The sequence below is a fragment of the Leucobacter sp. CX169 genome (assembly GCF_017161405.1).
Lineage (GTDB): Bacteria > Actinomycetota > Actinomycetes > Actinomycetales > Microbacteriaceae > Cx-87.
The window spans coordinates 1,538,856-1,562,933 of sequence record NZ_CP071051.1 but is presented as its reverse complement, the minus strand read 5'-3'; the positions used below and the strand labels follow the sequence as shown (position 1 = coordinate 1,562,933).

Genomic DNA, 24,078 nt, shown 5'->3' with positions numbered 1-24,078 from the left:
CACCTAACCGTGCAGCAGACCCATGCGCCGCCGCCCAAACATGTCACCAAGACGACCGCCGAGCATCAGAAGGCCACCACCAGCGATTGTGTACGCGACCACGACCCAGGTGAGCTGACGCTCGCTAGCGCCGAACTCCGCTCCGATCGAGGGCAATGCGACATTAACAACAGTCACATCGATAGCGATAAAAAACTGCAGCATCGCAAGGCAGACCAAGGTCAGCCAAGCGCGCACCGATGAGTCACTTCGGCGCGAAGAAAAAGTATGAAAAGACACTAAAGGCTCCGTTGTTCGAGAATGAACCCCGGGCAGCACAAAACGCCGCTCCGGGTAGATCACGAAGCGTCGGAAACGTTAAAAGAAGGAACGCTCCGCCGCTAGCGGAGCGTCTTCGTTACTGCGACAGCAGTCGCACCTGAAGGACTTGACATACCAGCCACCATACCGGCTGTCTGACCTTCTGTCACAGCAAATCTCGGTGCTGCGTAGCCGCGCAAGCGTTGGAGCTGAAAGTAGCGGAGTCTACAACGTCCACGTGTTGCACACCACCGGCCCCACTCATCAGCACATTCGATTCTGCGTGCACGAAGAACAACCTCATAAAATTCGTGCGTTCAATGTGATGGCAGTGCAGGCCGTCTTGTTTCGAGTCGATGGTGGTTCGAAAAAGACGGCCTGCGCCGACTTTGAAATCATGTCGTCTAAGGAACGTCCAGGAGGTACTTCTTCTCGCTTTCACGCATGCGTCCAGCCAGCATCGCGATTAGAGCCAAGGATGGTGGGATGGTCCCCGCGATCACGAAGATCACCGGGATAGGTACTAGCAGTGAAAGTGGCCCTGCGATGGCGATCGAGATGGGCATGAACGCGATTGACACGAAGAAGTCGAGACTGGCGACTCGGCCGATCATGTCGAGCGGCACCAATCGTTGTAATAGCGTTCCCCAGATGACTACGCCCGCTCCAGTAAGCGCTCCCACAATGAACAACGCTGTCAGCATCAGAATCAAATTATCGGCAATGCCGATCACCACGAGCGGAAGTGTGCCACCGCCCCAACATACGATCATGAATGTTAGATAGCGACGAGGGAGTCTCAGAGACGAGACCACCAACGAGCCGATCGCCCCGCCGATGCCGTATGCGGCTAGAAGGAAACCGAAAGTGGCTTCGGCGTCCTCGAACCGCGCACGGGTGAGGAAAGGTAGGAGTACTTCGATGGGGCCTTGAATGATGAGTGCGAGCGAGCACCCGAAGATCAGCGTCCAGAGGAGCCAGCGCGTGTCCATCACATACTTCACTCCCGCCCGGAGGTCTCCCCAGACGCTGGGACGTTCCACCGGTAGCACGGGCTTGGTCACTTCCTGACGTCGACTCAGGAACAAAGTGATGACGAAAGCGACCACATACGATGCCGCGACAACGGCTGCCCCGACGGCAGGGAAGAACAGACCGACGACCATTCCTCCCAGTGCAGGCCCGAGACCCTGCCCCATCGACGGACGAAGAGCACCTTCGAGCCCATTCGCGGCAAGTAGTTCTTCTGGCGGAAGCACCTGGGGCAAATATGCACTGTAGGCCGGATAGAAGAATGCGCTCCCAGCACCCATCGCAAAAGATGCAGCGCCGACATGCCACAACTCGATAGCCCCGCTGAACGACAAAACTGCCGCCGCCGTCATCACAGCGGCGGTGCACCCCTGCACGATGATAATGATGTGCCGCTTGGAGAACCTGTCGGCGACCACGCCCCCCAAGATCGCGAAGGCAAACAGACCAAGACTCATCCCTGTTGCCACTGCCGAGAGCGCAAGCGGACTGTCGTCAAGTGCAAGCACTTGAAAAACCATAACGATCGTCCACATACCGGTGCCGAAGACCTGAATTCCAACTGCGCCGAACAACAGACGATAGTCCCGGGAAGCCAACGGGCGAAGGGCGCGTATACGAATAGGATTCTTTGCGATCATGCCAGCACGTCGCCTTCGGCCCTGGCGGTCAGCTGAAGTTGTGGCCAGCTGGCGACATCGCGTAGGAGTTGCCGGTCATGACTTGACAACACAACAGCGGCTTGAGTTGCCCCGAGCGCAATGGTGAGTTCGTCGACAAGAGTGAAGGAGAGGTGGTTGGTGGGTTCGTCCAGGAGCAGCAGATGAGGGCGTTTCGAGAGCACGAGCGCGAGGTCGAGACGGCGCTGTTGACCCATCGACAGTTCGCCCACACGCTTGCCGGTTTCGCGGGGCCGCAAGAGGCCAAGCTGCGAGAGGCTGACCACTTCCGATTGCAACAGCACTCCTGCAGAGACGAGTGCACCGATATGCGCGGCATAGACTTCGCTCGCCCGCCGGTCCAAAGGTAGTGCGGATTCTTGATGCAGAAACCCTATGCGGGTGCTGCCCGGCCTCTGAATGGTTCCCGTGTCCTGCACAAGCTCGCCGCTGACCACACGAAGCAGCGTCGATTTTCCTGCCCCGTTCGGGCCAGTGACAACGAGTCGGCCACGGTGCGACAGCGTAAACGACACCGACGTTGCCAACCGACCGGCCACACTAACGTTATCGACGCTAAGGAGAGCAGCTCCGGTTCGAGTTGGAAGGTCGGGGAATCGGAACAGCTGCGGTGGCTCAGGCACTGTCACCGGGTGTGCTTCGAGCGCTTCCCGTCGACGATGCACGTTCTGAACGTGTCCACCTGCTCGCGTGGCTCGGCCGTGCTTGTTGGTTCCCTTCTCAGGTCGCCACCCAGAGATGAGTCTGTTTTGCGCGGCGCTGAGACTTTCTTGCAGCCGTGTATGCTCCGCCTGCTGACGCTCGTAATCCTGTTCCCAACGTTCTCTTTCGCTCAGACGCCCCTCCTGATAGCCGGCATACCCGCTGCCGTAGATGCGTGGACGATTATCGGGTGCTGGGTCGAGATCGATGATGGTCTCAGCGATGTCAGACAGCAAGGCTCGATCGTGGCTGACGATAATCACGCCACCACTGCGTGCTCGGAGCTGCGCGGTCAAGAATTCCAGTCCACTTCGGTCGAGATGGTTGGTGGGCTCGTCGAGCAACAGGAAGTCGTCCTCACTGCCAAGGAGACACGCCAACCTCACCCGATACCGTTGCCCCACAGAGAGGTCAGCAAGCAGTCTGGTCATGTCTGTTTCTGCGTCGAGCGCTTCGAGGGCGATCTGCACGCGGCGTTCGGCGTCCCAAGCCTGGATCGCTCCGGCAAACTCCAACGCAGCCGCATATTCCTCTGCAGCTCCTTCTCTGTCATCGGCAAGAGCACTAGCGGCGGCATCAAGCGCCAAGACGGCAGCGCGAGGCACTGCCATCGCCTCCGCAACGGCTTGCCCCACCGTCCGACTGTCAGTGGCGGTCATTTCCTGTTCTGCGAGGCCAAGAGTGCCTGTGCGCTGGACACTTCCGCTATCGGGTGAAAGCACACCAGCGAGCACATAAAGGAGAGTCGACTTTCCACGTCCGTTTTCGCCAACAATTGCGATACGTGATTGGGCCGTAACGGTGAGATCGACGTGATTGAGGACAGGTGTGGCTCCACGCATGAGAGACACATCAGCGAGGGTGAGTTGCGCGCGATGGCGCGCCGGATGTACATAGGTATGGGTAAGCATTCGAATCCTTCGAAACGACGCACCACGAGCTTGAAAGCAAACGGGCACGCAAATGACGGCGACCCCGAAGGGTCAGAAAAAGTGGCCGCCGCCTACTCGGAGCTACTCAACGAGCGCGGTGGGCCTACTTAGCCGTCACAGGAAATATAAATGCATAAGGTCAAGCGTACCGTACGATATCGCGTGCTTCCAGTTGGGGCGTCCGTCGTGCTTCGTCGCCACAAGGCTTGATCAACGTGACACAACCCAATTCCTGCATACGTGGGCGATTCAAAAAACACTTTGGCCGCAGGTGAACGAACCAATATCAGCTGGAACTCGTCGATGTGTCGGCATACCTTCCGTGTGTGACGGTGTCAATCAGAGTTATGGCGGCCGGTGCTGGGTACCGGTACCTACTGAACTCCGTCGTAACCGGTGACGGTGATCGCGATGCTGCTTCGTCCCTAACGAGGTATTACCTCGAATCCGGAACACCACCGGGCAAATGGATCGGATCCGGCATCGGAGGCCTACCTGGCGGAGTCCAACCAGGCAGCGAAGTGCATGAGACTCAGTTGCGTCGGTTGATGGGGTTCGGTCAGGACCCGAACACCGGTGAACAGCTTGGACGTCCCTACCGGAAGTTCGCCACTGCAACGGAGCGTGTCGAGCGTCGTCTCAATCGCCTTACGGTGAATCTCTCTCCAGACGAAGTCGCAGCTCAAATGGTGCTGATCGAGGCTGAGGAAGCGGCGAAGCCGACAGGTGCTCCGGTTGCCGGGTTCGATCTCACCTTCTCCGTTCCCAAATCAGTTTCAACATTGTGGGCAGTCGCCGACGGAGGAACACAGACCCTCATCGCCCGCGCTCACCACGCAGCAATCCAAGACGTGCTCGGGCTGCTCGAACGAGAGGTCGCAGCGACTCGCGTTGGTGCGGCCGGGCCGCGGGGTGCGGTCGCACAGGCCGAGATTCGTGGAGTGATCGCTACCGCCTACGATCACTACGATTCCCGCGCCTCCGATCCACAACTGCACACGCATGTAGTGGTCGCGAACCGTGTCCAGACGGTGCGGGACGGGAAGTGGCGCACACTGGACTCTCGAGCTCTTCACGGGGCGATAACTGGATTATCGGAGCACTACAACGCCGTCCTTACCGATCACCTCGCTGTACTACTTGGCGTTGAATGGGAGGCGCGTGAGCGTGGCGCGGGCAGGTCGACGGCGTGGGAGATCGCTGGGGTCCCACAGAACCTGATGGATGAGTTCTCATCCCGCACCCGAGACATCGAACTCGTCAAGGACCGGCTGGTCGCGGAATACCTCGCCAAGCATGGCCGTCAGCCGTCGGCAAAGTTGTTGTGGCAGTTCCGACAGCAAGCCACTCTCGCTACGAGGCCGCCGAAGGAAACGCACTCGCTGCGTGCGCTGACCCAGGATTGGCGTGACCGGGCCACCCGAGTTTTGGGCGAGGACGCGCCGACGTGGGCATCCGCATTGGTTGCAGGCAGCGTACGAGAACCGTTGCTACGGGCCGACGATATTCCGCTGGATGACCTCCGTCTGGTCGCTGAAGCTGTGGTGGAGCGGGTGGGTGATCGTCGGGCGACGTGGAAGCGCTGGAATCTGCATGCCGAGGCCGTGCGGCAGACGATGGGGCTGCGGTACGCCTCAACTGCGGACCGGGACGCTATCACCGGGCTCATTGTGGATGCGGCCGAGCAAGCATCATTGCGGTTGACGCCGCCAGAGCTTGCGTCGAGCCCGCCCGTTTTTCAGCGAGGCGACGGCACGAGCGTGTTCCATCCGAAAGCCTCGACGGTGTACTCCTCCGAGCAGGTCCTGGCCGCTGAGTACCGGCTCCTCGCCGCCTCGAATACGCGCTCCGCGCCTACCGTTTCACTATCCCTGATAGAGCAGGCAGCACGTTCAAAGAGCGGTAGTGGCCCTGTGTTGTCTGCGGATCAGGAACGCGCGATTGCGAAGATCGGGGTCTCTGGCCGGGTGCTCGACGTCCTCGTAGGCCCAGCAGGAACCGGGAAAACGACCACTATGAGTGCTCTCCGCAGGGCGTGGGAGAAGGACCACGGTGCCGGGTCGGTGGTCGGCTTGGCTCCGTCCGCGGCCGCAGCGGATGTACTCGCCCAGGACCTCGGCATCAGTACCGAGAACACCGCAAAATGGTTGCACGAGCACCGCCGCGGCACCTGGAACCTCACCACTGGTCAGCTGGTGATCATCGATGAAGCCTCCCTCGCGGGGACCCTCGCGTTGGACACGCTCACCGCCCACGCCGCCGACGTGGGCGCGAAGGTACTGCTGGTGGGTGATTGGGCTCAGCTGGCCGCGGTCGACGCGGGTGGGGCATTCGGGATGCTCGTCCGGGATCGTGGCGATGCGCCGGAGCTGTTGGATGTGCGCCGCTTCCGCAACGACTGGGAGAAGCACGCCTCCCTCCAGCTGCGTCTCGGAAACACTGATGTCATCGACACCTACCTCGAGCGTGACCGCGTCACCCCGGGAACCTATGAGGACATCCTCGACGCCGCGTACCAAGCCTGGCTCGCTGACCAAGTTGCGGGGAAAACGTCGGTGCTGATCGCGGAGACCCTCGACACGGTATCCGAGTTGAATACGCGTGCCCGCACCGACCGTATTCTCGCAGGCGAAGTCGCGCTGGAAGGGGTGAAGTTGCATGACGGGAACGAAGCTTCTCGTGGTGATCTAATCATCACTCGCCGAAACGACAGGCGTTTGCCGCTCGGCAGGGGGTGGGTGAAGAACGGCGACCGGTGGGAGGTTGTCCGTGCGGGCAACGACGGCTCCCTCGCCGTGAGGCGGGCGCACTCGAAATGGCGGACCACGATCACACTCCCGGCCACGTATGTCGCCGAGCACGTTGAGCTCGGGTATGCGATCACTGCCCACCGTGCTCAAGGCTCCACCGTCGACACCGCGCACGCGATCGTGCATTCACCAGAGGTAACCCGTGAATCGCTCTACGTCGCGATGACCCGTGGCCGGGAGTCCAACCGCGTCTACGTCGCCACCGATCAGCATCACCTTGAGGAGCATCAGCACCGAGACGATCTGGAGATGAGCGCACGGAGCATCCTCTACGGCATCCTCCAACATGTCGGTGCCGAACAGTCCGCGCACGACACCATCACGACTGAGCAAGAGGCATGGGGTTCACTCGCGCAGCTCGCCGCCGAATACGAAACCATCGCTGGGGAAGCCCAACAATCCCGCTGGGTCACCCTCCTTGAAACCTCTGGTCTGGAATCCGAGGTCATTGATGACCTGGTCGAGACAGACTCGTTCGGGATTCTTACCACCGAACTGCGCCGCCTCGAGGCCGACGGGCACAACATCGAAGCCCTCCTCCCACGAGTGGTCCGCGCAGGCAACCTCACTGACGTGGATGATCTCGGTTCCCTGCTCCGATATCGGATCCAGAAAGTCACCGCGAGCTACCCGCCCGCACCGCGGCAGGCTCCCGGGCTGATCGTCGGCCTTGTCCCACGGGCCACTGGCATCACCGACCCCGTGATGCGGCAGGCCCTTGAAGAACGGGAACATCTCATGCAGAACCGGCTCGATGCACTCACCCAAGAGGTTCTCGAACACTCCGCGCCGTGGGTCGACGTTCTCGACGTCGCCGACCCAGTGGCGCGGGGGCGCGGGGTCGAAGCGGTGGTCGCATATCGAGACCGGTGGGGCATCATCGCCGCCAGTCCTCTCGGGGCAGTCCCAGTCGATGATGCGCAACGCATCGACTATGAACGCACCCGCGCACGCATCTACGGACTAGGAAATTCCGACCAGGCAGCTGGTACGTCCATCATCCGCGAGCAGGACGGACGCACCCTCGGCTGACTCGTAAGCCGCGCCTCGTCACCTCGCCTTCGCCAGCTGCGTCCCGTGGTTTACACGGTCGCCTGGCACGCACACCGCAACGGCAGGTGAACAGACGACGGTGGGGCTACGTCACCCAATGACGCAGCCCCACCGTATCTCCTTTCGGGTGCGAGTTATCCCTTCGTCAGGTCGTCGAGATCCGCTACGAGATCTTCATCGCGGACATATCCGGTGCGTTCCCGATACAGGGCGAGACGGCGGCCGAACCAGAGCGTTGCACCGGTCGCGAGAAGCACCAATGCGGTGATGATCCCGGCCCAGGTCCATCCGGCCCCGGTGACGGCCAGCGACGGTGGTCCGGGCGGTGTGACGGGCTTCTCGACCACCTTCGTGGTCTCACCCTCCGCACCGCACTCGCCGCGATGCAGCTGCTCACCGTCTGGGCTGTAGAGCGTCTCGACCCAGAAGTACGTCCCTGCCCGGTCGAACACCAACTCCGCAGAGGTATATTCGCCGGGACCAGTGACGGTGATCAGCTGATCGTGCGTGTCGAACACCAGAGTGTCCGCCTCACACTCTGCCTTACTGCCGGTTTGCAGGTAGGCCTGGAACGCGAGGACCGTGCCTTCCGGGACGGTCCCTTCCACGATGGCGACATCATGCGCCGGATCACCGAGTGTCGCCTCGGGCACCGCGCGCGTGGTCACTCGGAGATCGGTCGGACGCTCGTGAACGAGGGTGGTTTCCCCAGGAGCACCGATGAACCCTTCCGCGAGTACCTCACCGTCCGGGCCGTGCAGGGTTTCGACCCAGAACACCAGCCCTGCCGCATCCACTGTCGTGGTGCCGGACTCGTACTCGCCAGGCCCCTCGACGGGGATCTCCTCGGAGATGAAGAACGGCTCCAGCTCCTCATCTATGGCGGGTTGCTCCGGGTAGGGGCCGTAAGCGCGGAACACGAGGTACGCGCCTTCGGGTAGATCCCCAGCAACGATGGCAGTGTCGCTGATCGGTTCGCTAACGAACGCTTCCGGTGTCGCCTTTGTCGTCACCGATACCTCCACACTTGGTGCGGGAGGCTGGGGTACGTAGAAGCGTTCGAGGATGTCCGCCGGTGAGGACCGGAACGGCTGCACCCGGTCATCTCCTGCGAAGTCCGAGACGATCACGTAGTAGCCAGGCTGCGTGGGGCGGATCTGGTCCGCGTCCGTGTAGCCGAGCTTGTAGATGCCGTTTCGTGCCGGAGTCGTCAGTGCCGTCAACGTCGGAGCCTCGTCGAGGATCAGATCATCGGTGAGCACTGTGTCGGTGGCGAAGGGGCCATAGACGGTGTGGGTGATGAGATCGAGGTCGCCGCCCCAGTAACCGTCACCGGTGAAGTCGCCATGGTTGTCGGGAAACCCGGCCACTTGGATCGTGTCGAATGCGCGCCCGTTCGGGTGCACGTTGTACTCCCGCACCTCCGACGTCACACTGACCGGCCACCGCACACTGGTCGATTCCAGCGGAATACCGTAGTTATCCGCCCAATCCTCCGCGATGTAATCCCGGTACTCATCGGGCTGGCTGGCCAGGCGCATCTCCCACACCCAGGTCACAAATCCCGCATTCGGGTGCGCCACCGGAGGCGACGTGTATGTCCCTGGGCCGGTCGCGGTGACCTGCACGTGTCCGATCGGTGTTGCGTCGCTGGGCACTCCGGCCTGCTCAAGCGGCGGCAGGGTTCCCGGCACCTGATACGCGATGCCGTCGAAAATCACGGGGATGGGTTCCCCGTCGATGCGCAGCCAGACTCCGTTGGTCGACGACACGGTGATCGTGTCCGTCACCGCATCCCCAGGCAGCGCGAGCCTGGCATCGGTCTGTGAGACGGCTTCAGGTTGGAACGGGGACACATGGGTTTCGGCGACCCGCCCAAACCAGTCGGTGAACGACCCGCGAATGTACTTCCCGTTCTCGCCCTGCGCAGCCTGGTCGATGCCCCACACCCAGGTGTAGAAACCTGACTCACCTGCAGTCAAGGACCCTGACGATGCATATTCGCCCGGCCCCTGATTCAGTAGCAGCGTCTCGGTGCCCACCACGGGTGCGCCGTCTGGTGCGGTCTCGGCTTCGACCGGCTGCTCATCGAACGGCCCATAGAGGGTGCCGTTTGCGGTCAGTTCCACCGGGTGCCCGTCGATGACGATCCAGTGGCCGGTACCGACCGTGGAGACGGTGAGGAGATCGACGAAGCTGTCACCCTCGGCGACATATTTGGAGGCGACCTGAGTGCCGATGACCGGCTGGAAATCCAGTGCGATCCACGGCGACTGCGCGGTAGCGGTCACCGCGGCCGGAGTCCCGTTCGCGAGCAGCCGCTGTTGCCCGGGCGTCTCATACAAGTTCACCCGCGCCCCGAGTCCAGCCGCACTGTACGACGCAGACGCGGACACCCGATACTCCGGAACGCCAGGGGTAGGCTTCCCGACGATCGGGTACGTGCCGGTGGTTAGCGCTTTCGAGGTCGTGCCGTCGGTGAAGGTCGCATCCGTGAGCACCACGTTCCCATTCAAGACGGTCGGTGACACAGTGACGGTGAGGGTGCCGTTGTACTGATCGGCCATCGTGACCGCCACATCAACCGATGGGTTCACCGCATGATTCGCGTTCGCTTCCGCGCGCATGGTCGCGAGGTTCCCAAGCACCGTGGCACGGTTTGCCACAGGAACGCGGCCGATATACCAAGAATCACCGCTCATCCCATGCGAGTTGTACGTGACGGGGTCAGCTTCTGCCCACACATACATCTGCACAGCCGCAGTGATGTCGGGGTTCGTGGAATCGCCCCATTTGGAGAGCACATAGTTCAGCTTCGCCAACGTCGTCGAGGAAAGCTGCTGCCCGGTGTGACTGACCAGTTCGGTGACTGTAGTCGGCCCCGTCGTCATATTCCACGGCGCGGGTGCTCCCGCATCCATGCAGTAGACCTGCCGGCCATCGGACTCAGCGATAAACGCACCGACCGTGCCGGTGGTATTCAGATCGCCATACCCAGGACCGAGTGATGCCGCCGACGCGGGACCGGCGGCGATGATGCCTCCGGTGACGAGCACCGCGGTCGCTGCGAGCAATGACCCGAACTGTCGTAGCCGCTGCCTAAACCGTGCTCGTGGCCGCTCGGGCAGATCGCCCGGGCCTCGGAGCGTCGGGGGTGATTGAGATCGCATTCCATACCTCTTTCTGCACCACACCAGGTGGTTGCCTCCTTGTGAGACGGCAGCAACCCCAGACCGGGGGTGCCACCAGCAGACAGGTACGACACCGCAAAGCTCGACACCGGTTGCCCGGTCGACCAGCCCTACCGGGAACCCCGCTATTCGCGTAGAATCGAGGTAGGCAGGACAAACCACACGCCGAGACGAACTGAAAGGTTCAGCAACGCAGACCGCCCAGAGGATCGGGCACTCACCCACACAGGACCAGCCGGCCACCTGATATTCCGTGTGCGAAAGTGAGACCCAGATCATGCTCCTGACCCGACTGTGGAACGCCAGCATCCGCACCCGTAGATTCCTGCGCCGGTGGATGCCGACAAACATCCTCCTCGACAAAATCCGCACCCGACGCGGCCTGAAATGGGGTATCCCCGCGATGCTCCTCGGCGGTATCTACCTCTTCGCCGCCGCCTACTGCACCACCCTCATCGATCACGGCTGGAGCGAATGGCTCTACTTGGTGTTCTTCCTGCTGCTGTGGAACGGCCTCAAGTTGCTCCTCATGGGACCAGTCAGCCTCGTCCTCCTGGCTCGTGTCCGCTTCCAAGAAGCACGCGCCCGCAGTCACAGTAAGCGAGCTGCGGCAGCATGGGAAGTGGCACCCGTCAGCAACTAACTGGCCTGCCGGTCCGCCAGTCCGCCGGACCGGCGCTACGCGTTTGTGATGTGCAAACGGATTTTTAGAGGGCTCCTCGCCAGCAGGCTCCACAGAGTCAGGGACGACCAAGTCGAGATGCCCAGCGTCGATGAGGTACTCGTGGCCTGGATCGGGGCGGAAGTATCACCGAAAGCGGTGTCTACGAGGCCGGAGAACAATAACCCAATCGAGTTTGCGGTCGCCACGCTAGGCAGAGTCATACTCGGGCCCAAAAACCTGAGTCAACCAAACCCGCAGCACGCCCGAATGCCGCTGCTAGCGTGTCGGTGGCCGCTACGCAGCAGGCGTCTGGTTTGATTGGGTAGAGGCTATTGACGACGACGGCGTCGTGTGTAACAGAGAGTAATAGATGACGAGATCTACGACGCGAATGCAGGACGCAGTTCGCATCCTGATGCTCATCGACAAGGCAGCGGAACCCATCGACGGAGCTGCTCTCGCTGCCTCGGACCCGCCGCTCGCAACCGCAGTCGGAGTCGTGCGAACCCAGGTCCGACTCCAGAAACTCGATTTCTGGGTCCGAAACCCCGACTACCTCGCCAACGAACTCCTCAACGACTACGAAGACGGCGATAAGGACCCCACACTCCTCCAAATAGCGGGCGAAATCCTTGACAGCGAAGAGCCTGAACTCCGCCGCTACCCGATGCTCCGTTATTTGTTCGGCGCGTACGAGGACCTGGAAGACGCCCTCTCGATCCTCCGCCAGGCCGACCTTGTTATCCGCCGGAAAAAAGGCCGCCCGGGCAACATAACGCGCACTGACTACTACCTCACCCAAGCCGGAGAGGCTCTGGCTGCCCAAATCCGCCAGGAATACCCCGAACTCGCCTGGTACTCCACCCGAGCAACACTCGTAGTACTCCTGGCCGACGGACAAGGTGCCACCACCCTCAAAGATCGCCAATACCTCATTGATGAGTACATCAAGACCCCACACGGCGTTCGCATCCCCAGCATCACCGGCCGAGCTCGCCGCCGGATAGCAGATATCAGAGCCAACCTAGAAGGACAGCAGCCATGAGCGTCCCTACCCAAGACGAACTGAGGGCCTTGATTGCGGAGAAGTCCGACCTCCCCATCACAAAAGTCGATGAAGTTCTCACCGGGCAAGGCGTCTCGCTCGTCCCGGTGCCGCCCGTCAGCCGCTCAATTGACATCAGCCGACTCCAATTCAGCGGAACCCGAACGAATACCCAGTGGGATGGCCCGTTCGATGAGACATTTGAATTCCCATACGGCGTCACCGCGCTCATCACGAGCGAGAACCTCCGCGGCAAGTCTTCCGTGCTGGAATTGGTCACCTGGGCCTTGCGTGGCAAACCCAGAGACCTTCGTAGCGACGTTAAACCCTGGTTCGACCGGATCTCTCTTGAGTACGCCATCAATGGCATCTCAATGGCAGTCGTCTTGACCAAAAGCGAATCCGGCTTCGTCGCTGACGTTATCCGCGCCACGGATGCGGCAACTTTGCGCGCCTATCTTGCAGGAGAAGGAAACCCCGCTGCCGTCAACATCGTTGGCTCAGGCATGTCAGAGTCGCAGTTTGCCAACTTCCAGGATGAAACCATGATGTCGCTCCTCGGTTTCGACCCCATCACACACTTCCAGAAACACAATGGCAGTGATCAAGGAGCACCACGAACCAACACTTGGCCCGCATACTACGGCGGAATACACCTTCCGCGGAACTCCGATCTCCTATTTGGCGACACCGTCTTCGCAGGCCTCCCTGCCCGTATCCTTCAGATGTACTGCAACGTGCCTCTCATGGGCACCTACATCCGCCTCAACACACTTGTTCGGGTACAACGCCAGGACGAAGCGAATATCGTCCGAAGAGCTACCGAAGATGCCGCCGCGCGTACCAGCAACCGCGCCTCCATCCAAGCTGAACTCGATGCGCTCGACACCAAATTCAATGCCCTCCCGTCAGCATCAGGCCGCCCCTTTGCTGTCGTTGCCAATGAGCTCAGAGAAGCAGAGCGCGATCTTGACACCGCTAACGCAGAAAGCCGAGACGCTGGCCGCACCTTCGACGAAGCTAAAGCGGCGCGACAAGAAGAGGTACTCCGCGCTAGCCGCAGCCGTGAGACCGAACTTGCAGAACTCCTATTCCAGGGACTCAACCCAGCTCACTGTCCTCGATGCGAGCAGAAGTTCGAGGCCAAACGCACTCAACGCGAACTCAGCGACCACGAGTGCGCCGTCTGCACCAAGGAAATCCCCACCGGTGCTCACCATGAAGACGACAGCACTGACGACAACGAAGACGCGGCCAACTCACTCGAAGCGCTCGCAGCCGCAGAGGAGGCGGCCCAGGAAAGCTCCGTCTTTGCCTCCGCAGCCGCAAAGAAGGTACATGATCGTGTCACCGCCCTCGCTGCCGAACTCACTACCGCCAGTCAGGCCGACGAGTTCAACGACCGATTTCGAATTCAACTCGAACAATCCCGATTGGCTGGTCGCCTGGAAAGCTTCCCTGAGGGGAAAAGCACTACCGAGTCTTCCGAAACTATCCGTGTCCTCGAGGCCACCCTTGACATCCTCAAGGACGTCACGACCGAGGAAGCTAGCGAACTCTTCATCGAACTCGACTCCGAAATTCTCGCTATCGGACGCAAGCTCGGAATCGACAATCTCGACTCAGTGAAGCTCAATCGCAACGGGGGAATGAGCGTTGTCACCGCCGGCGTCGAAGACTCCTTCAAGAATCTCAGCGGCGGCGAACGTGTCCGACTACGCGTGGCCGTCATTGCCGCGCTCTTGCGCATCGGTCACCGCTCCGGAGTAGGAAGCCACCCAGGACTTATTCTCCTCGACTCTCCCGGCGACGAGCTCACGGCCGATGCCGAAACAACTCTCCTCACCGAGCTCGATTCCCTCAAGAGCGAGCTCCCAACCCTCCAGGTCCTCGTCGCTTCCGACGATCCGTCCGCAGTTCAGGGCCACCTCGCCGCCGACCAAATCTACGCCAGCCTTGATGGAGGGCCGCTCTGGTGACCGCCTTCAAACTGACCACTGCGACCACTCGACTTATTGTCAGATGCCTCCAGCACTGCCTTGACCAACCCAGCGAGGAGGTTGCCAGTGCCTGGCCTGCTCGAAGCCTTAAGCAAGACCGGAGTCCCTGACGCCAGTATCCCCGGAGAGCTCGAGGCATTCGGAGACGACCTGCTCGCTTCTGTCGACCCCGCAGACCTCAAAGACGCCGAGACGGTCGCCCGAGCCGCGGCTGAGTGCGGCCCGGAGTTCATTGCCCTCGCAGAAGCTGCCGCGCGTGCAGATCATACCCACGCGGACCTACTCCTCGAAGCAGCCACCGTGGTCCTGCCTTCACTCACAAACCTAGTTTTCCTTGACTCCGCAGATGTTGCGCTCAACAGCCCCTTGTTTCTCCAAGCGAAGAGTCGCCCTCTCGCGTTGGCCCTCTACAGTCGCGTAACAGAAGCAAAGGCCACAAATGGACTTCAGGCGTATGCATATCTCGAAGCCCTGGCCAGGCTCGGGCTCACCGACACTACTGCTCGCTTCCGAGCTCTGGAATTCCTCAACACGGTCGAACCCAGCGACTCCGAAGATCTTCTGGAACGTCTGCCAAAGCTTATGGGGTTTGCTCTCGATTATTGGAACGATGAGGGTCTGGGAGACAGACTCCGAGTGCTGCTTGAACATGACATCACCCGTGCGGATGCAGCCTACGAACTCGCTCAGTTAACCCTCCGTACAGCACTCGAGGCTCGCACAGTTGAAGACGTACTTGCTGGACTTAGGTCTGCTCGGAACCAGTTCACAACCGTCGAAAGTATGGAAGAAGCCCGAGAAGACGCCACTCTCTACAGGTGCGTCTTAGAACTCACCGTCACCTTTGTGACTGGCGAGAGTTCAAACGGCGAACAGGCAGAAACTATAGATACGTTGACAGCTGCGATCACCCACCGAGTAGCGATGACGACGCGCAGCGACCTCGGCAGCTGGGCCGCACCCCGTCGCCAAGCAGAAGTTGAGTGGTTCGCACTCGCTAGAACCCTACGTGCTGCCATGGATCCGTTGCGCGAGCCTTCATGGAACACGCCTATCGTCACCTTGACGAGAGTCCTCGCGGCCTACCGGGCATCCCGATCCATCACTGTAATGGGCGGCGATGGGCTTCGGATTGTATTGGAGCCTGTAGTAGAGGCAGCGTTCCTTCGACGCGATGGTCTCCTGAACCATTTGCATGGGCTGGTCGAGGACGAGGATCTACCCGTCGACGAACTCGAAGTCGCACGCCGTCTCCTCGCCGCGATCACGGCGTCTAAGGAAGCTCCCAGTGGTGATGTGGTGGGAAAAGCCTGGGCGGCTGCGCCCGATTTAGCCGCAGAACTAAACGATAACCTTGACCCAGCGATCGCCGATGAACTCGTCGCAGCTAGCGAGAGCGCTCCAAATCTTCTTCGCACGCTGAACGAAGGGGCCAAGACGCGAGCACGCCTCAAGGCTCGAGAGTCCGATCCGATAGTTGATCAGCTACTTGAGCGTGTCATGGTCTCGCTAAAGGAGTGCCCCGGCCTTGGCGGCACTGCCCTAGACGAATTCACCGAGATGCTGACCTGTATCTTGAAGTTCGCTGCTGACCGCGCCAACATCGGCCGAATGAATGGCGGCCCAATCGTTCACTATCTTTTCGAGCCCGAAAATGGGAAACCATTCACTGAAAGCTTTCTCCAAATCGATGTCGCGACCTGGCTCAAGGCAACTCCTCTTCGGAGGTTCGTCGAGATGGAACAACACGATGTCGCGGCTGGTCGAGCTGACATCACAGTCGCCCAGAATCACAAGTTCACGATTGAGGTGAAGCGCGAACTTACCAATGTCTCACCTGCTGCTCTTCTCAAGGCATACGGAGGGCAGGCCGCTGCCTATTCCGTGACCGGCCCTGCCGTTTCTCTAGAGATGGTCCTCGACTTGACCGACCAAGTACACGGAACGCCCTCCCTTGAGGAATCGGTTTGGGTTCAAGAGGTTCCCATTTCCGGAGGACAGCCCCGTCACGTAGTAACTCTAGTAATCCATGGCAATCGTGTGACTCCTAGGGATATGAAGACCAACTAGGTTAGTACCAGGTTGCCAAGTTCCTTCTGGTCCCTTCTCGCGTACCTCAGCGAGGGATAACATGCCGGAGATTACATCGTTCGTGAGTTGTTTGCACGCAGCCAAGTTGCGGAGCTATAAGTACTCGCGCCGACCCACAAATACACGCAGGTTCGTGACCTGCGTGCGTGAGGACCTCTCGGCATGCTCGTCTTCTTGGTTGATCGTGACCACGATGCTCGCCCCTCACGCAAGTCGGCCTGCGTAGTGCTTGCTTTATTCGAGGTCATTGTTGCCCCTGGACAACGGAAACTTCAGTTGGGATCAACGGAGGGCGCAATGGTACGCCATGACTGCGGAGGTACCGGCCGATAGTGCCCGGGGCGACTCCAAGAACTATCCCTACCTGAGCAAGAGTTTTCCCTGACAGGTAAAGTTCCCGAGCTTGATCGACAGCGTCCGCGTCCAATCCTTGCCGCCGGATCCGCGCACCCGAGTTTCGAAGATGGCGCATCACCGCTTCTCGATGCAAGCCCACCTCAAGTCCAACTTGGCGCGCGCTCAGTCCGGCCCCGTATAACCCAACCATTCGAACAACAACTTCGGGGGTGACAGAGGTTTGAACCTTCCCAACCGACTCAATGACTCGGCCTCGAGGGTCCGAAATAGGCGTCCGTGCACCTACCTTGCGTACCATCGGTATCTCCGAACTCGCCCGTGAAATCAACGATTTCAGGGCCCGTGACGAGTTTCGAACGTCATCCAGCCAGGGGCACCCAGTCTGCCACGCTCGAAACCGCGACACGGTGTGCCGTGTCGCGGTTTCGCTCTCGTTGCCCCACGATCGTCGCAGCCTAAGGTTCCTCCGAGACAACGCTGGCCGCAGTTGATCGAGTCGCCCCGGGCACGAGCGTGCATCGCCCCACGCCCCACAGCACACAGCGAAATCTGGGCCACTCGACGCGGGATCCCTCGCATTGGGCTCGAATCGGGGTAACGTGGGGCCGTGATCCCTGCAGAGCTGACGACGCTGGCGCACGCCGTCGCGGAAGCGATCCCACTCGACCCCAAGCAGTTCCTCGGAATCCCACTCGCCCTCTTGGGTGCAGTATTTCTCTCGTATGGCGCGCAGTACCAGTCGCGCGGGCTGCGCAAGGTCGAGCGCATCACCGGACAAAGCGCCGGATCAGGCATCAACTGGAAGCACTTTCTTGGCCTGATCGGGCGGCCCTCTTGGCTGATCGGCACCGTCCTCCTCGGGGCCGCCGTGCTGCTGCAGATCGGTTCGCTTTCGCTCTCACCGCTGACGGTGGTACAGCCCCTCGGCGTGGTGGCGCTCGTGATTACGGCGATCCTGAACTCGCGTATGTCAAACGTGCGCCTCGGGCGCGGGGCCATCGTTTCGATCGCGATGTGTGTTGCGGGAGTGTTCATCTTCGTGAGCGTTGCCGCATTCACCGCGGCCGACCGGCCGGTCACTGACGCGAAACTCGTGACGATTCTCATCCTCTTCGCGGTGGTGTTGCTCGTGTTCGGCGGTCTCTTCTTTGTGTTCCGGCACAAAGCAGTCGCCGTGGTCTACATCGTCGGGGCGGGCGTGTTGTACGGCTTTGTCGCGACCTTCGCGAAGACAGTGATTGGGCGAATTATGCAGGGGGAGTTTGACTGGCTCACCTGGCTGTGCGTGCTCGCCCTGGCGCTCGGCGCGCTGGTCGGCATGGTCTTCGTGCAGAACGCCTACTCTTCAGGCCCGCCCGACCTCGTTGTTGCCGGGCTCACCGTCGTCGACCCCCTCGTGGCCGTCTTCATCGGCATCGTGGTGCTTGGCGAAGCTGCCTCGGCGCCAGGCTGGGCGATCTGGGTGTTCGGCGTCACCGCGCTAATCGCGATCGCCGGGGTGTTTGGGCTCGCGAAGTATCACCCGCAGTCCGATGAGCGCGAGGCGCTCGAAGACATCTCGGCCTAGTTCGGCACGTTTCGCCCCGGCCGGTATACAGAGACGCTCGGGTCGCCCGCGATCCAGAATCTCCACGGGAAGTTCGGCCCGCCGTACTCGCCGCTGACGCCGACACGCGGTCCGCTGAGGTGGCTGAGTGGTTGCTCCGGCACCCGTAGTGCGAACGGCGCCGCGAGCAGATCGCGTGAATTGTGCAGATCCCGCCGGATCCCGAGCGCTTGCGCCAGCCGGCCAGGTCCGCGGGCGAGATCACGGTCAACGACCGTCGCGGCGGGGGAGCGTGATCCTGCCAGGCGTCTTGTCCGGGCCAGATCGCTTCTGGCCGTGATGGTGCCCGCCCGAAGCAAGACTCCGGAGGCGGTGCCGGCGGGCGAGCAGACCATGTTGAGTGCAAAATGAACGCCGTAGCTGAGGTAGACATACGCGTGACCCGGCTCGCCGAACATGGACGCGTTTCGCTCGGTGAGGCGGTCACGAGAGTGGGAGCCCCCGTCGTAAGGCCCGGGAGTTCCGACACCGTGATAGGCCTCGACCTCGGTGATGCGCACGGAGACTCGGCCACCGGGGCTGATCACGTCCAGCTCGGCGCCGAGCAGCAGTGGGGCGACCTGCAACGCGGGCGGGATGAAGAAATCTCTCCCGGGGGTGAAGAACTGTGCCTGGCCTTGCATGCTGTCAGCGTACCCGCGCCGACGCGCACGCAGCCTCAGGCGCAGTCGGTGGCCGACGCGGTACCGTAAGCATCGAGTGAGAATCTGCTCAGTTGGAGGACCGTCGTGAGGAGGCAATTATCGCATCAATACGCGATGGATTGCTGGCGCTGCTCTCGCAGGGCCCCGCGTACGGATTGCTGCTGCGAAACGAACTCGCAAGTCGCACCGGGCGTGAAGCCCCGCTCAATGTCGGCCAGGTGTACACGACGCTGGAACGACTGCTGGGCGCTGGCCTCGTCAGTCAAGACCGGGACACCGCGGACGGGCTGCCCCGGTACGTTCTCACGGAACAGGGGCGGGAGGTCGCTGAAGCGTGGCTCGGCACTCCCGCGATCGATTCGGCGAGTCCCTGGGAGTCGATGCGGTTCCAGGTGCTGTTGGCGCGGTCTCTCCCTGGAGTATCGAGCGATGAACTCGTGCAGCGATATCGAGCGTACTGGGAGCAGCGCCGCACCTCCGCGGGGGAGTCACTCGCCGAGGCTGCTCGCGACCTCCTCGCCGCGGCAGCGGTTGAATGGCTCGACCGAGTATCAGCGTCAAGTGATGCTGGTGAGCCCGTCCAGATGACACGCCCTCCGCGGGGGCGTCCAGTGGGCCACGGGCTTCGCTAGGATTGTCCGCGGGGCGGTAGCTCAGCTGGTTAGAGCAAGCGACTCATAATCGTTCGGTCACGGGTTCAAGTCCCGTCCGCCCTACTGTTCACGTGCGTTCCCGGTTTGTTTTCTGGGGCGCACGTGTGTCGACGAACGTCGCTAGCTCGAAACCGGCTGTTCGACCGTCCTCGGTGTGGGGGCTCGCCTTGGCCGAGACACCTGGGGTGCCGGCGCGCACACCAGCACCACGAGCGAGAGCGCGATCAGACCAAGCCCTGACCAACCGAGCAGACTCAGGCGTTCACCGACGACGAGGACTGCGAGCACCGTCGCGATTGCCGGTTCGCTGAGGGTGAGTGTCGTGACCGTGCTGACGGGGAGCCGCGCCAAGCCATACCCAAACAGCAGGTAGCCCAGGAACATCGGGACGAGCGCCATATACGGGTCTGATGCAGGAACTGGTGACATCAAACATGGCTAGCCGAGAGGGCTGGCCTGGAAGGATGTCATCAGGGTCTGCTGTCGGTTTGCTTGAGTCCAAGTCTGCTTCGATCGAGGGGTCGGGGCTGGAAGGATGGCAGTCATGCCGGTCAAGTACAGCGAAGAGTTCAAGCGTGACGCTGTCGGGCTCGTGGAGTCCGGAATTTCGCAGAAACAAGTGTGCCGAGATCTTGGTGTCTCGAAGTCCGCGCTGAGCGCATGGATCCAAGACGCAAGGTTCAAAACGTATGGGATGACTCCGTCGAAAGATCCCGAGGAGCAGCGCGAGATGCGGCAAGCATTGAAACGTATTCGGGAGCTCGAGATGGAAAACGAAGTGCTCCGCCGTGCGGCAGCCTATTTGTCGCAGGCGCACATTACGCCCCCAAAATGATCTACCCGCTCGTCCAAGAGCTGGCTGCGACGGGTGCCTCTATCAGGGTGCCCGTCGCAGTGACGTGCCGGGTACTCGGGTTCAGCGAGCAGGCCTACTACCAATGGTTGAAGCAGCCCTGCTCGGCACGCGAGATCGAAGAGCAGCACCTGATCGGGGTGCTCCGTGAACTGCATGAGGATGATCCCGAGTTCGGGTATAGGTTCCTCGCTGACGAACTGCAAGCGCTCGGTTACCGGGTATCGGAGCGGCGCGTGTGGCGACTCTGCCATGTCGCCGACATTCGGTCAGTGATCACAAAACGACGCGGTAGGTATCGGAAAGCGTTGCCGCCGGTGCACGACGATCTCGTACAACGTGATTTCACGGCAAGCACTCCGAATAAGCGCTGGCTCACCGACATCACTGAACATCAGACTGCGCATGAGGGCAAATTGTATCTCTGCGCGGTGAAAGACGTGTGGTCGAACCGGATCGTCGGCTACGCGATCGATGACCGAATGAAAGCATCCCTTGCAGTGAGAGCGTTGGAGAACGCGGTCATGCAGCGGGGGAATCCGACGAATGTGGTGGTCCATTCCGACCGGGGATCTCAATTTGGGTCGAAGAAATTTTGTCGCGCGCTACAGCGTCACCAGCTGTTGGGGTCAATGGGAAGGGTTGGTGCTGCCGGGGACAACGCGGCGATGGAATCGTTCTTCTCGCTGTTGCAGAAGAACGTGCTCGACCGAAAGGTGTGGGCGACTCGGAGAGAGCTCAGGTTAGCGATCGTGTCGTGGATTGAGGGGAAGTATCACCGCAAACGCAGGCAGCGTGGGCTCGGGAAGCTGACGCCGGTCGAGTTTGAGGCGATAATGGTGGATGCTGTCGAGTTGGCAGCATAAAAACACTCCGACTCAAGCAAAGCTTCAGCAGACCCTCATGCCCAAGCCGTTCCCCAAGGAGTTCCGCGACGACGTCGTCCGGGTCGCGCAGAACCGCGACCCAGACGTCTCCCTCGCGCAGATCGCGAAGGACTTCGGCGTCCATGTCGGAACTCTCGACAAGTGGATGCGTCAAGCCCGCATCGAAGCCGGCGAACAGCCGGGTGAGACGAAGCAGGATTCCGCCGAGCTGCGCGAGCTCCGTAAGCGCAATCGCCTCCTCGAGCAGGAGGTCGAGGTGCTGCGTCGCGCGACCGCGTATCTGTCCCAGGCTCATCTGCCGGGAAAATGATGTACCCGCTCGTGAGCGAGCTCGCCGCCGACGGAATCCCTGTCGTGGTGTCGTGCCGGGTCTTGAAGCTCGCTCGCCAGCCCTACTACCGCTGGCTACGTGATCCTGTGACAAGCCGGGAGCTCGAGGAGGCGTATCGGGCGAACGCGCTGTTCGACGCGCACCGCGACGACCCGGAGTTCGGGTATCGGCTCCTCGCCGACGAGGCCCGCGAGGAGGGCCAGGCGATGTCGGATCGGACCGCGTGGCGGATCGCATCATCGAATGGCTGGTGGAGTGTGTTCGGGAAGAAGCGGAGCAAGAACGGCAAGAAGTCTGGCCCCGCCGTTCACGACGATCTCTGCGTCGTCATCGACGAGCACGGGCGTGAGCGTCACCGGTTCGTGGCGTCCCGGCCGAACCAGCTCTGGCTGACCGACATTACGGAACACAAAACGAGCGAAGGTCGGCTCTATCTTTGCGCGGTCAAAGACGCCTTCAGCGGTCGGATCGTGGGTTACTCGATCGACTCGAGAATGAAGGCATCACTCGCGGTCCGAGCTGTCCGCAACGCCGTCCGGATGCGCGGAAACGTGAACGGCTGTATCGTCCATTCAGACAGAGGATCGCAATTCCGAAGCAGGAAACTGCGCCGCGAACTTGCCGTCCATAATCTCGTCGGATCGATGGGCAGAGTCGCTTCCTGCGGCGACAACGCGGCAATGGAATCGTTCTTCAGCCTGCTGCAGAAAAACGTCCTGAACCGACGTTCCTGGGCCACGCGCGAACAGCTACGCATCGCGATCGTGACCTGGATCGAGCGGACCTATCACCGCAGGCGTCGCCAGGTCCGTCTGGGCCGTTTGACGCCGATCGAGTTCGAGACCATCATGAACAACGACCTGGCCCTCGCGGCCTAACTAGAACTGTCACCAGTTCCTGCATCAGACCCTACAGAGCAACCGAGAGCGTGGGGAGGTCCGCGATCAGCGGAGCTCCGGTGACACACACGACGGGAAGCAGCAGGGTGCCGCCCCACCCAAAGATCGCCCCCATCGAGGCCGAACGGCTCACCCCGGAGATCATGAGGCGTTGAGCGCACCACGAATAGACGGCGTAGGTTGTGCCCGCGACCAGTCCGAGTCCGATCCCGAGAAGCGTTGCCGCAAGCTCGTCGGGAGCCGAGGTGAGCTTCGAGAAGCAGAGCAGCGCGCTGCCCACGATTCCGAGCCCCGCCGCGCTCAGCCACCAAGGACTCAGCGGCGTGCGCTCGACGATCCGCTCGATCACCCCCGACGCGAGCGGGGCAGAGGCGAGCGACGCCACCACGCCTAACGCGACTCCGGCGAGATGCATCGAGCTGTAGAACGCGAGCGGGTACACGGCGACCGCGAGCGCCCCCAGCACGACTGTCGGGCGGTTGCGGCGAAGCTGCGAAAGGGCAGCCCGCAGCGCGGGAATCGCGACGAGCGCCTGCAGGATCCCGCCGATGCCGAGCGCGAAGGCGCCGATCGCGAGGGGTCCAGCGCCCGGCGCGAAGGTCGCGGCCGTCCCGGTAGTGCCCCACAGGATCGAGCTGATGGCGACGGCGCCAAGCGCCAGGGCGCGCTCGCGACTCATGAGGCGGCCAGGAGCGTGGCGGCGATCTTGCGCGCGCTGTACAGTCGAGTCGCGTTGCCTTCGAGCCCTGCGCGAGCGACGGCACCCTCGAGGAGGAGGAACAGGTGTTCGGCGAGCGCCGCTGATGCGCTTGCGGGGAGCCGCTCCTCGAGGGTTGAGCGCAGGATGGCCTCGACTTCTGCCTTGTGCTCGCGCACCGCAGCTCGGCCGGGACTCCCGGCCGGCAGCTCCGCGGCGGCATTCAGCAGCCCGCAACCCCGGAAACCGTGGGCGAACGCTCCACTTGCATGGTCGATGTACGCGTCGAACACCGCAAGCACACGGCCGTCAGGCGATGACGTGTTCAGGGTGCGTTGGTGGTGGATTTCGAGCCACTCACGATGTCGTGACTCGATATAGGCGAGCACCAGCTCGTCCTTTGACGCGAAGTTGTTGTAGAAACTCTTGCGCGCGATTCCGGCGCGCTCGATGATCGCCTCCACGCCCGTGGCGTGCATGCCGTCGGCATAGAACAGCTCGGCGGCAGCCGAGAGCAGACGCCGGCGTGCCGGTCGATCGCGTGGGACAACGCTGGTCACGAGCACTCCGATCTGAGTAGGGTGATCAGTCTACTCAGGGATGGTGGATGTGGGCACCCTCGTGCCCACATCCACGACATTCTTGCTCTGG

17 protein-coding genes and 1 tRNA gene are annotated in these 24,078 nt (G+C 61.5%); 10 read left to right on the top strand and 8 right to left on the bottom strand.

All coding sequences use genetic code 11. From position 1 onward, the window contains the following. Window positions 1-3 precede the first annotated feature (3 nt). The 3 genes from JW030_RS07085 to JW030_RS07075 all read right to left on the bottom strand — a co-directional run bounded on the left by JW030_RS07085 (window position 4) and on the right by JW030_RS07075 (window position 3,625). The gene (locus JW030_RS07085; protein ID WP_241095360.1) at window positions 4-342 is read right to left on the bottom strand and encodes an MFS transporter; all 339 of its coding nucleotides are present in this window, start codon (window positions 340-342) and stop codon (window positions 4-6) included. Window positions 343-704: 362 nt separating this feature from the next. Further along, window positions 705-1,973: an MFS transporter gene (locus tag JW030_RS07080; RefSeq protein ID WP_183664401.1), complete on the bottom strand. Its 1,269-nt coding sequence runs from the start codon at window positions 1,971-1,973 to the stop codon at window positions 705-707. Next, entirely contained in the window at window positions 1,970-3,625 is a 1,656-nt protein-coding gene (locus JW030_RS07075) for an ABC-F family ATP-binding cassette domain-containing protein (RefSeq protein ID WP_183664403.1), read from the bottom strand. The genes JW030_RS07080 and JW030_RS07075 overlap by 4 nt, the downstream gene beginning before the upstream one ends. A gap of 347 nt (window positions 3,626-3,972) precedes the next feature. Here JW030_RS07075 and mobF point away from each other — a divergent pair, with 347 nt between their 5' ends. Further along, the gene (gene mobF / locus JW030_RS07070; protein ID WP_183664407.1) at window positions 3,973-7,488 is read left to right on the top strand and encodes a MobF family relaxase; all 3,516 of its coding nucleotides are present in this window, start codon (window positions 3,973-3,975) and stop codon (window positions 7,486-7,488) included. A 155-nt stretch (window positions 7,489-7,643) separates the two neighbouring features. On the opposite strand, the gene JW030_RS07065 is transcribed toward mobF, so the two are convergent. After that, window positions 7,644-10,583 carry a hypothetical protein gene (locus JW030_RS07065; RefSeq protein WP_183664409.1) on the bottom strand — a complete coding sequence of 980 codons (2,940 nt, stop codon included), beginning with the start codon at window positions 10,581-10,583 and terminating at the stop codon, window positions 7,644-7,646. Window positions 10,584-10,977: 394 nt separating this feature from the next. Between JW030_RS07065 and JW030_RS07060 the strand changes: the two genes are divergently transcribed. The 5 genes from JW030_RS07060 to JW030_RS07040 all read left to right on the top strand — a co-directional run bounded on the left by JW030_RS07060 (window position 10,978) and on the right by JW030_RS07040 (window position 18,424). Continuing rightward, window positions 10,978-11,343 (top strand): sulfate permease, encoded by a 366-nt coding sequence (locus JW030_RS07060; protein ID WP_183664411.1) that lies wholly within the window; start codon window positions 10,978-10,980, stop codon window positions 11,341-11,343. A gap of 412 nt (window positions 11,344-11,755) precedes the next feature. After that, window positions 11,756-12,409 (top strand): hypothetical protein, encoded by a 654-nt coding sequence (locus JW030_RS07055; protein ID WP_241095359.1) that lies wholly within the window; start codon window positions 11,756-11,758, stop codon window positions 12,407-12,409. Next, on the top strand, window positions 12,406-14,388 hold the full coding sequence (locus JW030_RS07050) for an ATP-binding protein (RefSeq protein WP_183664413.1): 1,983 nt from the start codon (window positions 12,406-12,408) through the stop codon (window positions 14,386-14,388). Before JW030_RS07055 ends, JW030_RS07050 begins: the two co-directional genes overlap by 4 nt. Before the next feature lie 87 nt (window positions 14,389-14,475). Then, window positions 14,476-16,479, top strand: coding sequence for a hypothetical protein (locus JW030_RS07045; RefSeq protein ID WP_183664415.1), 2,004 nt, complete (start codon window positions 14,476-14,478; stop codon window positions 16,477-16,479). Window positions 16,480-17,464: 985 nt separating this feature from the next. After that, complete coding sequence (locus JW030_RS07040; protein WP_241095358.1) at window positions 17,465-18,424, top strand: DMT family transporter; 960 nt, start codon at window positions 17,465-17,467, stop codon at window positions 18,422-18,424. Here the strand turns inward: JW030_RS07040 and JW030_RS07035 are convergent. Further along, window positions 18,421-19,086, bottom strand: coding sequence for a DNA-3-methyladenine glycosylase (locus JW030_RS07035; protein ID WP_188046735.1), 666 nt, complete (start codon window positions 19,084-19,086; stop codon window positions 18,421-18,423). The genes JW030_RS07040 and JW030_RS07035 overlap by 4 nt on opposite strands. A 92-nt stretch (window positions 19,087-19,178) precedes the next feature. Between JW030_RS07035 and JW030_RS07030 the strand changes: the two genes are divergently transcribed. Further along, window positions 19,179-19,739 (top strand): PadR family transcriptional regulator, encoded by a 561-nt coding sequence (locus JW030_RS07030; RefSeq protein WP_223160032.1) that lies wholly within the window; start codon window positions 19,179-19,181, stop codon window positions 19,737-19,739. A gap of 10 nt (window positions 19,740-19,749) precedes the next feature. Continuing rightward, window positions 19,750-19,823, top strand: a tRNA-Ile gene (locus tag JW030_RS07025). Between the two features lie 57 nt (window positions 19,824-19,880). Here JW030_RS07025 and JW030_RS07020 read toward each other — a convergent pair. Continuing rightward, window positions 19,881-20,189 (bottom strand): DMT family transporter, encoded by a 309-nt coding sequence (locus tag JW030_RS07020; RefSeq protein WP_188046736.1) that lies wholly within the window; start codon window positions 20,187-20,189, stop codon window positions 19,881-19,883. A gap of 115 nt (window positions 20,190-20,304) precedes the next feature. Here JW030_RS07020 and JW030_RS07015 point away from each other — a divergent pair. Further along, window positions 20,305-21,479 (top strand): IS3 family transposase gene (locus JW030_RS07015; RefSeq protein WP_188046808.1). Its coding sequence is split into 2 segments (ribosomal slippage): window positions 20,305-20,581 and window positions 20,581-21,479, totalling 1,176 coding nucleotides; the frame shifts between segments, so codons are not numbered across the junction. A gap of 37 nt (window positions 21,480-21,516) precedes the next feature. Continuing rightward, a protein-coding gene (locus JW030_RS07010) for an IS3 family transposase (RefSeq protein ID WP_188046809.1) occupies window positions 21,517-22,709 on the top strand; the annotation gives its coding sequence in 2 pieces (ribosomal slippage) (window positions 21,517-21,801 and window positions 21,804-22,709; 1,191 coding nt in all). Between the two features lie 31 nt (window positions 22,710-22,740). On the opposite strand, the gene JW030_RS07005 is transcribed toward JW030_RS07010, so the two are convergent. Further along, complete coding sequence (locus tag JW030_RS07005) at window positions 22,741-23,409, bottom strand: DMT family transporter (RefSeq protein ID WP_188046800.1); 669 nt, start codon at window positions 23,407-23,409, stop codon at window positions 22,741-22,743. Then, a complete protein-coding gene (locus JW030_RS07000) occupies window positions 23,406-23,987 on the bottom strand; it encodes a TetR/AcrR family transcriptional regulator (protein ID WP_241095357.1) in 582 nt (193 codons plus the stop codon). The genes JW030_RS07005 and JW030_RS07000 overlap by 4 nt, the downstream gene beginning before the upstream one ends. Window positions 23,988-24,078 lie beyond the last annotated feature (91 nt).